The sequence below is a fragment of the Frankia sp. AiPs1 genome (assembly GCF_023716945.1).
In the GTDB taxonomy this organism is placed as follows: domain Bacteria; phylum Actinomycetota; class Actinomycetes; order Frankiales; family Frankiaceae; genus Frankia.
This window is the reverse complement of the sequence record NZ_JAMQQF010000148.1, coordinates 1-12,275: the sequence shown is the minus strand read 5'-3', so window position 1 is coordinate 12,275 and position 12,275 is coordinate 1. Positions and strand designations below refer to the sequence as shown.

Annotated in this window: 12 protein-coding genes; 9 read left to right on the top strand and 3 right to left on the bottom strand. The window is 74.4% G+C overall.

What is annotated here, in order from left to right:
• The coding region (locus ND748_RS15150; RefSeq protein WP_251746455.1) for a helix-turn-helix domain-containing protein at positions 1-649 on the bottom strand (649 nt) is incomplete at its 3' end.
• A gap of 70 nt (positions 650-719) precedes the next feature.
• The gene (locus ND748_RS15145; RefSeq protein WP_251746453.1) at positions 720-1,835 is read right to left on the bottom strand and encodes an acetamidase/formamidase family protein; all 1,116 of its coding nucleotides are present in this window, start codon (positions 1,833-1,835) and stop codon (positions 720-722) included.
• Positions 1,836-2,060: 225 nt separating this feature from the next.
• Here ND748_RS15145 and ND748_RS15140 point away from each other — a divergent pair, with 225 nt between their 5' ends.
• The 9 genes from ND748_RS15140 (at position 2,061) to ND748_RS15095 (ending at position 10,959) form a co-directional block, all read left to right on the top strand.
• Positions 2,061-2,831 (top strand): cysteine hydrolase, encoded by a 771-nt coding sequence (locus ND748_RS15140; RefSeq protein WP_251746452.1) that lies wholly within the window; start codon positions 2,061-2,063, stop codon positions 2,829-2,831.
• Between the two features lie 4 nt (positions 2,832-2,835).
• Entirely contained in the window at positions 2,836-3,282 is a 447-nt protein-coding gene (locus tag ND748_RS15135; RefSeq protein ID WP_251746451.1) for a cupin domain-containing protein, read from the top strand.
• Positions 3,279-4,898, top strand: coding sequence for an AtzH-like domain-containing protein (locus ND748_RS34070; RefSeq protein WP_285902153.1), 1,620 nt, complete (start codon positions 3,279-3,281; stop codon positions 4,896-4,898). The genes ND748_RS15135 and ND748_RS34070 overlap by 4 nt, the downstream gene beginning before the upstream one ends.
• Positions 4,895-6,103: an amidase family protein gene (locus ND748_RS15120; protein WP_251746450.1), complete on the top strand. Its 1,209-nt coding sequence runs from the start codon at positions 4,895-4,897 to the stop codon at positions 6,101-6,103. The genes ND748_RS34070 and ND748_RS15120 overlap by 4 nt, the downstream gene beginning before the upstream one ends.
• Positions 6,100-6,660, top strand: coding sequence for a helix-turn-helix domain-containing protein (locus ND748_RS15115; protein WP_251746449.1), 561 nt, complete (start codon positions 6,100-6,102; stop codon positions 6,658-6,660). Before ND748_RS15120 ends, ND748_RS15115 begins: the two co-directional genes overlap by 4 nt.
• 156 nt (positions 6,661-6,816) lie before the next feature.
• Complete coding sequence (locus tag ND748_RS15110) at positions 6,817-8,007, top strand: LLM class flavin-dependent oxidoreductase (RefSeq protein WP_251746448.1); 1,191 nt, start codon at positions 6,817-6,819, stop codon at positions 8,005-8,007.
• A complete protein-coding gene (locus ND748_RS15105; protein WP_251746447.1) occupies positions 8,004-8,777 on the top strand; it encodes a creatininase family protein in 774 nt (257 codons plus the stop codon). The genes ND748_RS15110 and ND748_RS15105 overlap by 4 nt, the downstream gene beginning before the upstream one ends.
• A gap of 52 nt (positions 8,778-8,829) precedes the next feature.
• The gene (locus tag ND748_RS15100; protein WP_251746446.1) at positions 8,830-10,467 is read left to right on the top strand and encodes an NAD(P)/FAD-dependent oxidoreductase; all 1,638 of its coding nucleotides are present in this window, start codon (positions 8,830-8,832) and stop codon (positions 10,465-10,467) included.
• A gap of 93 nt (positions 10,468-10,560) precedes the next feature.
• On the top strand, positions 10,561-10,959 hold the full coding sequence (locus tag ND748_RS15095) for a PPOX class F420-dependent oxidoreductase (RefSeq protein WP_251746445.1): 399 nt from the start codon (positions 10,561-10,563) through the stop codon (positions 10,957-10,959).
• Positions 10,960-11,115: 156 nt separating this feature from the next.
• Here the strand turns inward: ND748_RS15095 and ND748_RS15090 are convergent.
• A partial coding sequence (locus tag ND748_RS15090; RefSeq protein WP_251746444.1) for an FAD-binding oxidoreductase occupies positions 11,116-12,275 on the bottom strand: 1,160 nt, incomplete at its 5' end.

Here is a 12,275-nt window from a genome sequence, read left to right as displayed (position 1 = left end):
GGCCAGCGCCGAGCACTGCCTCGAATACCGCCGAGCCCCCGAGGTTCGGCGACACGCCGTGCTGGTGCAACGGGGCGTCGAGCACCACGGGGGTGACGCTGTCCTCGCCGTCGCAGGCCGCCGCCGCGTCCACCGCGAACCATCCGCCTGCGCCGTGCCAACCGCCCTCGACGAGCCATCCACCTGTGCCGTGCCAACCGCTCTCGACGAGCCGTCCGCCTACCCGCAGGGGGCCGGCCGCCGCGGCGCGGGGCTCGAACGGGCGCGACGTCCCCGTCGGGGTCGGGACGCCGAGGCCGCGCAGGCCCCTGACCGGCGTGTCGAGGCCGCGGTGAGCCGTGACGGGTGCGCCGAGCCCGGCCTGCGGTGCGGCCGGCACGGCGGGGGCGATCTCGGGTTCGACGCGGGCCAGTTCGAGGCGCACCTCGTCGAGCAGGTCCGTCAGGCGCACGCCGAGTGCGCGGCAGATCGCCGCGAGGATCTCCGAGGAGGCCTCCTTGCGGCCCCGTTCGATCTCGGACAGGTAGGGCATCGACACCAGCGCCGCCGCCGCGACGTCGCGCAGGGTGCGCTGCTGGGCCAGCCGGCGCCGACGCAGCGCCCGCCCGATCAGCCCGCGCAGCAACGGGACCTCGACCTGCTCGGCCATCGCCACCCGGACCACCCTCCGACGCCCGCGGAACCGCTCAGAAGCCGAGGGTATCCGCTGCGGCACCGTCTCATCCGCCGATGTCGCCGTCCGGTCCCGCCAGCTCGCGCAGATCGTCGCGACGGATGCAGCAGTGCACCCCGACGACCTGGTCGACGACCTGGCTGACCGCGAAGTCACCGGCGGCGCTGAGGTAGGCCAGGGCGACGTGCGGGGGCAGCGCGAACCGTTCGCGCAGGAACGCCACGGCGTTGCGGGTGGCCGCCCGCATCGCCTCGCCGAGGTCCCGGTCCAACCCGGCGACGATGTGCAGCGCGTCGGTCTGTGCCCAGGGAGCGCTGAGCGCCTGGGCGGTGCGGCGCACCGACTCGTCGGAGTGCACGGTCAGGCGCAGCAGCGCGCGCAGCGGCGCCTCGAACGCGGTGAGCGCCACCTCGCCGTCGCCCTGGGCGAAATGCGGGTCCCCGGCGTAGAACAGGGCGTCCGGGACCTGGACGGGCAGGTAGAGCCGGGCGCCGACGCCCAGGTGGCGGATGTCGAGGTTGCCGCCGTGCGGCCCGGGCGGCACCGAGTGGACCGGGTTGGTCGTCGCCACCGCCACCCCCATGATCCCGAGGAAGGGGCGCAGCGGGAACCGGATCTGGCGGCCGTCGCCGACGGGCAGCACCCCGGACTCGCCGCGGGTGTGCGCGACCAGGCACACCGGCGGCACCGCGGCCCCGGCCGGCAGGCCCGGCGGTGCGATCGGCATCTCGCCGGGCAGCGCCCCCCGACCGTGCCGGTTGCTGATCACTCCGTAGGGGGCCCGGCGGGCCAGGTCGAGCACCTCGACCTCCAGGACGTCGCCGGGCCGGGCGCCGGTCACGGCCACCGGACCGGTGACCACGTGCGGGCCGGCGACGTCGGGCTGGTGGCGCCGACCGCTGCCCGCCAGCGCCAGCACGTCGTCGAGCAGCCCGTCGGCCGGGATGCCCGCGGCGCCGAAGAAGGCCCGCGGGTCGCCACCCTGGTCGGCGAGCAGTCCCTCATGGCTGATCGTGTCGATCCGGATGGCCCGCCCGGACGGCACGGTCAGCACCGGTCGGCTCGCCGCGTTCGGCAGCAGCCCCCACCAGACCTCGTCCGGCCGGGACGGCAGGTACGTCTCGCCCGCGGCAACCCCGACCCCGCTGTGCAGAACGGTCACGGGCCGGCACGCTGCCACACCCCGATGTCGGTCCCGTTACCGTGCCGCGCGGTCACCGGGCCGGCGCAGATGGAGTGACCAGCGGATCCGTCCCGCGAGCGGCGAGGGCGCGGTCAGCACCCGGCGAGTCGTGTCCCGGCCGGCCACGCCGGGAGCCACCCCGACGCCACCACGACGCAACCGCGCGGTAATGCCGAGGCAAACGACCGCCCGCAGGATGTTCGCGTGGTCAACATCCGGCTGGGCGGCCCCCGGAACTCGTGGGCGGTGTCGTCCGAACACGTCGATCTGCGCCGCCCCCCGGTCGCGTCGCTGCCGGTCACGCTCGACGCCCGCCCGCAGCGGCTCACCGTCGATCTGGCCCGCACCGCCGTCGTCGTCGTCGACATGCAGAACGACTTCTGCCATCCCGACGGCTGGCTCGCCTCGATCGGCGTCGACATCACCCCGGCACGGCGGCCCATCGCGCCGCTGCGCCGCGCCCTGCCGGTGCTGCGCGCCGCCGGCGTCGCCGTCGTCTGGCTGAACTGGGGCAACCGACCGGACGCGGCGAACCTGCCCCCCGGCGTGCTGCACGTCTACAACCCGGATGGCACCAGCGGCGGCATCGGCGCGCCGGCGCGTCCCGGTGGCAGCCCGACGCTGCAGGCCGGAAGCTGGTCGGCGGCGATCGTCGACGAGCTGCGGGCGCCGCCGGGCGACGTGTGCGTCGACAAGTACCGGATGAGCGGCTTCTACGACACGCCGCTGGACGCCGTGCTGCGCAACCTCATGGTGACGACGCTGCTGTTCGCCGGGGTGAACTCCGACCAGTGCGTGCTGGCCACCCTGACCGACGCGGCCTGTCTCGGCTACGACGTCGTGCTGCTCGAGGACTGCGCGGCGACGACGTCACCGCCGTTCTGCCACGACGCCACCGTCTACAACGTCGCCCAGTGCTTCGGGTTCGTCGCCTCGTCGGCGTCGTTCACCGACTCCCTCGCCGGGCGGGGATGACGCCATGCCGACAGTGCCGATTCTGATCACTCCGGATGCGCTGGAGATGCACCACATCAGCGCCGGCGACACCGTGCGCCTCGGCGTGCTCGCCGGCCCCGAGGCCTCGCCGGTCACCGTCATCCTGGAGTCCTGGGACGTCGGCGGAGCCCAGCCACCCAACAGTCATCCGGCGTCCACCGAGCTTTTCGTGTTCCTGCACGGACACGGGGTGGCCGTCTGCGACGACACCGAGGTCGCCGTCGCCGCCGGCACCACGCTGGTGCTTCCGCCCACGTCGCTGCACCACATCACCAACACCGGACCGGGCCGGATGTACGCGCTGACCCTGATGAGCCCGGACGACGGGTTCGCGGCGATGGTGCGTCGCGGGCCCCTCGCCGGGACCGACGACGAGGACCGCGCCGTCCTGGCCGCCGCGCCGTCTGTCGAACCGTCCGTCGCGCCATGACCGGCGGTGACGCGGTGGCCATGGCGGCGGACTGGTTCGCGCTGCGGCCCGTCGCGGCCCGGACCTGGCTGGTCGCCGAGCCCGGCCATGTCAACTGCTTCCTCGTCGAGGGCGACGAGCGTGCGGTGCTCGTCGACACCGGGCTGGGCCTCGCCGACGTGCACGCGGCGGCCCGGTCCCTGACCGGCCGGCCGATCCTCGCCGTCAACTCCCACGGGCATGACGACCATCGCGGCGGCAACTGGCTGTTCAGCGACGTCGCCGCGCACCCGCTGGCGTCGCCGTCGCTGACGGTGCCGGTACCCGCCGAGCGGCTGGCGGCCTACCTCGCCGTCGCCCGCGAGCAGTACGCCGCCTACGAGCGGCTGCGCGCCGACGACCAGCGGTTCTTCCACCTGCTCACCGAGGCCACGACGCCCCGCCCGTTGCCGCCGTCCGCCGACGCCTGGACCGTGCCCGCGGGACCCGCGCCGGCCGCGCTGGCCGACGGTGAGCGCCTCGACCTGGGCGGCCGAGAGCTGACCGTGCTGCACACCCCCGGCCATTCACCGGACTCGCTGTGCCTGTTCGACGAGCGCGACGGCCTGCTGTTCGCCGGGGACACGCTCATCACCGGCGACTTCTGGGTGCACATGCCGGATGCCGAGGTCGACGTGTTCGCCGCGACCCTGCGCGGCCTGGCGTCGCGGCTGGCCGGCTCGGTGCGGGAGGTCTATCCCGCGCATACCCTGCGGTACCGGGTTGGCCCCGACTTCCTGCACCGGGCCGCGGACGCGTTCGAGGCCGTCGCCGCCGGCGAGGCCCCCGGCCGACCGGGCACCGATCTGCTGCGCCGCCCGGCACTGCGCCACGACTTCGCAGACTTCAGCATTCTGCGTCCCCTCGGCGTGGAGACCGCGGCGGCCACGCCGGCGGCGGCCCCACCGGAGGTGGCCGTGTCCGAGGTGGCCGTGTCGGCGGCAGCCCCGTCGGCGGCGGTTGACGGGGCTGCGGCTGACACAGCGCCGGCTTACGAGGCGCTGGCTTACGAGGCGCCGGCGTACGTGGCGCCGGCTGATGGGGCGCTTGCGGGGCTGGCCGCCATCGACCGCGAGCTCGGCGCCGCCTTTGCGCGGTACGACCGGGCCCTCATGGCCGGGGACGTGGCCACCCAGCAGGAATCCTTCTCCGCCGGTGCGGACGTGGTGCGCGTCGACGGGGACGGCCCGCTCATCGGGCCGACGGCGCTCGCGGCCTACCGGGCCGCCCGGCCCACCCCCGGCCCGCGGCGCCTGCGCGCGCTGCACTCGGTACTCAGCCCCGGGCAGACCGTCGTGACCGTGTCGACGAACGAGCGGCTGGGACCCGACGGCCGGGTCCTCGGTCTGAGCACCCAGACTCAGGTGTGGGCCCGTGCCGAGGACGGCTGGCGGGTGATCGCCGCCTGCGTCGCGCCCATGAGCGACGGGAACCCTGCCGTTGCCTCGTCGGCGGGGGCCTGGTCAGCGGGCGCCTCCTGCGCCGGTGCCTCGTCGGTGGATGCGCCGTCGGCCGATGCGCCCCCGGTGGATCCGCCGGGTGTTGATCCGCCGGGCGTGGACTCGGCGGGGATGGACCCGTCGGGGGGTGGTTGGTGAGCTCGGTCGACGGGTGGCCGCGGGCCGTGTGGCGGGAACACGGCGACCCGCTGCTGGCGCCGACCGGCCGCGGCCCACTTGGCGGTCTGCGGGTCGCGGTGAAGGACCTGTTCGCTGTTGGCGGGTACCGGATCGGTGCGGGCAACCCTCGCTGGCTCGCCGAGGCGCCGGTGGAGCCGGCTGACGCACAGGCCATTCGGGCGTTGCGGGCCGCGGGCGCCGCGATCGCGGGGATCGCGCAGACCGACGAGCTCGCCTTCTCCCTGTCCGGCGCGAACGTGCACTACGGCATCCCGCCCAATCCGGCGGCCCCTGACCGGGTGCCCGGCGGCTCGACCAGCGGGCCCGCGTCGGCGGTCGCCGCCGGGCAGGCCGACATCGGGCTGGGCACGGACACGGCGGGGTCGATCCGGGTGCCCGCCTCGGTCTGCGGGCTGTACGGGATGCGGCCGACGCATGGCACGGTCGGGGCAGGCGGCGTGCTCGGGCTCGCCCCGACCTTCGACACGGTCGGCTGGCTCACCGCTGATCCGGACCAGCTCCGCGCCGTCGGACATGTCCTGCTCCCCCCGGCGTGGACCGGGGGTCCGTGGACCGGGGGTCCGTCGACTGTGGGTCCGGCGTCCCTGGGGCTGGCGGCGCGTCTGGTCGCCGCCGGGCCTGCGCCGGACACGGCCGTCCGCGCGCTCGCCGACGCGCTGGGAGCAGACGTCGGCACCGGGCCGCTGCACCCACTCGACGACGTCCCGCGGCTGGTCGCGGCGTTCCGCGCGGCGCAGGCCGCCGAGGCGTGGCGGCTACACGGCGGGTGGATCACCGCCCACCCCGGTGCGCTCGGCGCCGACGTCGAGGCGCGTTTCCGGTTCGGCGCCGAGGTTGACGCCGACGCCGAAAGCAAGGCCCGCCGGGAGATCGCCGCCGGACGGGAGCGACTGCTGGACCGGCTCGGCGCGGACACCTGGCTCGTGCTGCCCGCCGCCGGTGGCCCCGGGCACCGTCGCGCCAGCAGCACGCGTGATCGGGACGCCTGGCGTCAGGCGACGCTAGGCTGCACCGTTGTGGCTAGTGCGTACGGCCTGCCGAGCTGCGTGGTGCCAGGCCCCAGGACCCAGGGCGGCCCGGTGGGACTAGCCCTGGTGGGCCCGCCAGGTGCGGATCGGGCGCTGCTCGACGCGGCGGTCGTTGCCGGCCCGGCCGCGTCATGACCGCCTTCGCCGAGGACGTCGGCGTCCGGTTGGGCGGGGCGGTCCGCGCGCAGCGGCACGCGCTCGGCCTCACCCTCGTCGACGTGGCGGGCCGGGCGGGACTGAGTCATCCCTTCCTCAGCCAGCTCGAGCGGGGCCTGGCCCGACCGAGCATGCGGTCACTCACGGCGATCGCCTCGGCCCTCGGGACCAGCGCGCAGGCCCTGATGGCGGCGGCGGAGTCGAGTGTTCCCGTCGTCGAACCGGTCAGCGTGGTGCGCCATGACACCGCCGCCGTCGACTCGCCCGGCGGATCGGTCCGCAGCCTCGTGCGCGGCGCCCGCGCCATGCTGCCCTCGGAGTACACCGGCGCCCCGACGTCCTTCCACGACTACTTCCAGCACGACGGCGAGGAGTTCGTCTACGTCGTCGCCGGTCGCATCGAGATCGACGTCGACGGCGCGCTGCACATCGTGGCCGCGGGCGAGAGCGTCTACTACGCCGGCGCAGTGCGCCACCGCTGGCGCGGCCTGGACGGCGAGCAGGTACGCCTCGTCGTCGTCCAGCAGAACGCCTGACCGCCGGCCGAGACGTCCGCCGGCTGGCGTCGTCGGTGCGCAGCTTGGCGCTGGGAGGCTTGGCGCCGCGAGGCTTAGCGCTGCCGAAATTCGGCGCTGACGCTCCCGTCACGCGTCCGCGCGACGATGTTGATCCCGTCAACATTCGGAGGCAGCGTGCGGATCGGCGTTTTCCTCTTCGGTGGTGTCGAGATGACCGACGCCGGCCCCGGCGGCACCGAACCCACCGAGCGCCGCTACGACCAGGCGGCCATCGAGCACGCCCACCGGGAACTGCTGTCCTGCGGTGAGCTGGCCGAACGGCTCGGCTACGACAGCTTCTGGCTGACCGAACACCACTTCCAGCACGAGGGTTACGAGGTCGTCCCGAACGGGCTGATGTTCTCCGCCTTCCTCGCCGCCCGCACCAGCCGGATCCGGATCGGGACGATGTTCAACGTGGTTGGTCAGTGGCATCCGCTGCGTCTGGCCGAGGACTTCGCGCTGCTGCACAATCTCAGCGACGGGCGCGGCATCCTCGGCGTCGGGCGCGGGACGGTGCCCCGCGAGATGCTGCCGCTGACGGCGGGGGCGGTGTCGGTCGGCTCCTACGACAACCCGTCGGCGGCGCAGGCCGACCGGCTCAACCGGGAGATCACCGAGGAAAGCCTCGACATCCTGGACGCCGCGTTCACGAACGAGCGGTTCAGCTATGCCGGCAAGCACTTCCGCGTGCCGCCAGCGGGCATCCCGGATCGCGGCGGGGAGGTCCGCGAGCTCACCCTGGTGCCCCGCCCGCGCTACCCGTTCCAGACGTGGCAGGCGGTGACCAGCCCGCCGACGCTGCGGGCCGCGCCGACCCGCGGCTTCGGCGGCGTGTTCTGGCTGCGTGAACGCCATCGGCTCGCCGCCGACTGGCGGGCGTTCGCCGAGACCTTCGAGCAGGTCCACGGCCGACCGCTGGAACGCGGCGAACGCCGGATGCTCGTGCTCAACGTCGCCCTCGGCGACACTCGCACACAGGCGATGGCCACCGTCCGCGCGGGCCACGACGAGTTCTGGCGCTTCCTGGCCCCCTATGGCTGGGGCCGAGGTTACGTGGGTCCGGACGGGCGGCCCGCCGACGGCTCGTTTGTCCCCACCCTGGAGGACTCGATGGCGCAGGGGCCGTGGGCGGTCGGCACCGCCGACGACGTCGCCGCGCACATCGTCGCCCTCGACGACCTGCTCGGCCTGACCGACCTGGTGATCTTCCCGGCCATGCCGGGGGACCCCTACGGCCGGGCCCGCGAGCAGATGGCGCGGTTCGCCCGCGACGTGGTGCCCCTGCTGCCGGCTACGGCCGTGACCTCCGAGGAGCCAGGATGACCCGGAACTTCGCCGATCTGCGTGCACCCGAGGCCGCCGGGCTCTCACCGGACGCGGTCGCCGTGCTGCCCATCGGGTCGATCGAGCAGCACGGCCCCCACCTGCCGCTGTCGACCGACCTCGTCGTCGCCGAGTCGCTCGCCGGGGACGCCGTCGACGCCGTCGGTGACGCCTGTGACCTGTGGCTGCTGCCGGCGCTGGCCTATACGAAGTCCAACGAGCATGCCTGGTCGCCGGGCACCATGTGGCTGTCGGCGACGACGCTGCTCGCGGTCCTCGACGACCTGGCCCGCTGCCTCGCGACCACCCCGGTGCGCCGGCTGGTGTTCCTCAACGGCCATGGCGGCAACAGTGCGCTGCTACAGGTCGCCAGCCGTGACGTCCGCCTCGCGCACGGGCTGCGCACGTTCGTCATGCACCCGTCCCTGCCGGCGGACCACGGCGGCACCTCGCCGGCCGCCGAACTGGGCATGGGCATTCACGCCGGCATCGACGAGACCTCGCTGCTGCTGCACCTGCGGCCGGACCTGGTCCGCCTCGATCTGGGGGTGCGCAGCGTCCCCGAGCAGCTCGCGTCGTTTGACCGGGTGCGTTTCGGGGGTGCGGTCTCGTTCGGGTGGCTCAGCGACGACTTCGGCACCGACGGAACCATCGGCGACCCCACCGGGGCCACCGCGGAGCGCGGCAAACGGCTCTACGAGGCGATGGTGACCGCGGCCGGGCAGTCCCTCGCCGAGATCGCCCGATTCGACCCCCGGCCGGCGCGATGACACCCGCCCGGCTACCTGCGGCCGTCCCCTCCGCGTGGGCGGGGGAGAACCGGTGACGCCCGCGACGGCCGCACCCGCCGATCGGGTGGCGGCGCCGTCCGGGCTGGCCTCCGCCGACGAGCTACCCGCGCACGCCGACGTGGTCGTCGTCGGGGGTGGCCACAACGGGCTGACCTGCGCCGCCTACCTGGCCCGGGCGGGCCGGTCGGTCGTTGTCGTCGAGGCCCGCGCCGAACTCGGCGGCTGCGCCGGGACCGTCGACGCGATCGGTGCCCGGGTGAACATCTGCAACTGTGATCACACGATGGTCCTGGCCAGCGGGATCATCGACGATCTCGAGCTCGGGGCGCACGGGCTGCGCTACCTCGACGTCGACCCGATGGGCATCGCCGTCGGCTGGGGGGACGAGCCGGCGTTCGTCCACTGGCGCTCCGTCGAACGGACTATCGACGGCCTGGCCCGCACGGACCCCGCGGCGGCGGCGGCCTACCGGCGATACCTCGACGTCGCCCTGCCCGCCGCCAGGCTCGTGCAGTCCGTTCAGGGCACCCACCCGAGCACCGCGGCGATCGCGGCGAGCGCCGCGCGGCGCCGCCTGCGCGGCAGCGCCGTGGTGCTGGACTGGGCCCGGCGCAGCCTGCTCGACGTGCTGACCTCGTTCGGCATGCCGCCGTGGCTCATCGCCGCGGCCGGCACGAACGGGCCGGCCGTGTGGGGCCTGGCGCCGGACGCACCGGGCAGCGGGCTGGGCGCGCTCGGCTTCGCGATGCGCCACCTGATCGGCGTCGGCCGCCCGGTCGGTGGCAGCGGCGCCCTGCCCGCGGCTCTCGCCGCCTGCGTGCGCGCCCACGGCGGGCTACTGGTCACCGGTGCCCGGGTGGGCGGTGTCCAGGTGCGTGACGGGCGGGTACGCGGCGTGCGCCTCGGTGACGGCCGCGAGGTCAGGGCCCCGACGGTGGTCACGGCGACCGACCCGCGCACGCTACTCGTCGACTGGCTCGACGGCGTGCCGGCCGCCGCCCGGCTGCACGCCCGCTGGGCCGCGGCGCCCTCACCCGACGGCTACGAATCCAAGCTCGACGCGGTCGTCACCGCCCTGCCGGCGCTGCGCGCGGTGGCCCGGATGGACGAGGACATGCTGTCCGTCGAGGCCAGGCACGTGCCGACGACGATCGTCAGCCCCACCGTCTCCCAGCAGGTCGCCGCCGCGGCGGCGCGCCGGCGCGGGCTGGTCAGCGACCCGCCCATGTTCCTCGTCAACACACCGTCCGTGCTCGATCCGTCGATGCGGCCGGCCCCTGGCGCGCACCTGCTGAGCCTGGAGGTCCTGTGGACGCCATACGCGCTGCGCGGCGGCTGGGCCGATTCGACGCAGCCGTGGTCCTGGCTGCGACGGCTTGCCTCACTGGGCGACCCGGGGCTGGTGGCCGCCGTACGGGACTGGCGCGTCATGACCCCGCCGGACTATGAGCGCGAGTTCTCCATGCCCCGCGGGTACGCCCCGTCCTTCCCGGGCGGTGTGGTCGCCGCGTTGCTCGGCCGCCAGCGCGAGCTCAGCCGCTACCGCACGCCGGTTGCCGGGCTCTATCTCACCGGCGCCGGAACTTTCCCCGGCGCCGGCGTGTGGGGCGCCAGCGGCCGCAACACCGCCGAGATCATCCTCGCCTCCCGTCACAACCGGGCCCGGTAGCCGATCGGCGCGACCGCCCACGCCGAGCGCGCCGCCCACGCCGAACGCGCCGCGCCGGGACCCACGAATGGTCGGTGTGCGTAGGATTTTCCGGTGACCCTCATTCCGGAGACCCACCGCGACCTCGCCCAGAACGCCGAGGTCGCGATCCTCACGACCCTCGGCCCCGACGGTGCCCCGCAGACCACGGCCGTGGGCTACCTGCTCGACGACGGGGTCTTCCGCATCTCCGTCAGCTCCGACAAGCAGAAGCTGAAGAACCTGCAGCGCACGCCGCAGGTCTCGCTGTTCCTGCTGGACATCACCAATGTGTACCGCACGGTGGAGGTCCGGGGCACTGCCGAGGTCATCCTCGACGACGACTACACGTTCGCCGCGAAGATCGCCGAGAGCCGCGGGCGCACGGCCGACGACATCCGCAAGCTCACCCCGCCCGGCGAGCACCGCTACTGCATCGCGGTGACCCCGGCGAAGATCAACACTTTCGGCTGATCCCTGCGGTTCACCGGTCACGCATCCGAACATATGTTCGACATTTGGCCGGGTCGGCTCTAGCGTTGCCGCATGACCTCCGCCGCCCGTCCTCGGCCGACCCTCGCGCGGTGGCTGCTCGCCCTCGCGTTCGTCGCCGTGCGTCGACGTGACGGCTCAGGACGGCGTGGCGGAGGTGGGGAGCTTGCCGGGGTTGAGCAGTCCGTCGGGGTCGAAGCGAGCGGCGGCCTCGCGGACCAGGTCCAGGCGGCCGTGGTGCAGCTCCCAGGTGTGCGGGTCGTCGACGTACACCTCGACGTCGGCCAGCCGGGCCATCCGCTCGTACAGGTCGTCGGGCCCGTCGTAGCGCAGGAACAGCATCGAGACCCAGTCGCGGCCGTTCGCGGTGAGAAAACCCTCCAGATGGATGAGCGACTCGGGGGCGAGCGCGGCGACCTCGGCGCGGCGGCGGGTGAGGCCGGGGCCCATGCACTGCAGGTGGGTGAGCTCCGGGCGGACCTTGCGGACGCGGTAGGTGGTGTGGTTGTACGACAGCGAGGCGATGTGCGCCGGCCCCTTGGGGCGCACGGCGTCGACGCGCCCGCCGTGTCGTTCGATGACGGCCCTCGCCGCGGCGACGCTGTCCTCGGTGACGATCCCGCGCACGCTGACCCGGTCGGCGGGCATCGCCGGGTCTACCGGTCGGTAGGTCGCGATGATCCCGGCCTCGTCGAGGGAGAGCAGGCGCGGGGTGGGCTCCAGGTCGAACAGCGCCTCGCCCGCGGCGACCGCCCCGGCCAGCTCCGGGAAGGACGCGAACAGCCCGGTCCAGCGGCGCGCGGGGCGCAGCGCCACGGTCGCCCGCGCGATCACCCCGTTGACGCCGAACGCGTGCGCCATCGCGGTGTTGGCCGGGAAGGGCACCTCCACGGGGATCGCCTCATCGGTGCACGGCACGACGAGCAGCGAGCGCAGATAGCCGTCCCAGATCGCGCCGTTGGCGATCGAACCGGTGCCCCCGGAGCCGCCGGCGATGAATCCGGCAACCGTGCTGCCCACGGTCGACGGCAGGATCGCCAGCTCCTGTCCGGTGGCCAGGGCCGCCTTCTCCATCAGCACGAACGACGCGCCGGCTTCCGCGGTCAGCCAGCCGTCCTCCACCGCGAGGATCCGGGCGGCCGCGGTGGTGTCGATGACGAGCCCGCCGAACAGGGGGATGCCCTGCCCGTAGTTCCCGGTGCCCTGGCCGCGCACGGTCACCGGCACCCGGTGGCGGTGCGCGGCCCCGACCGCCGCCGCGATCCCGGCGGCGTCGGGCGGGCGGACCACCACGTCGG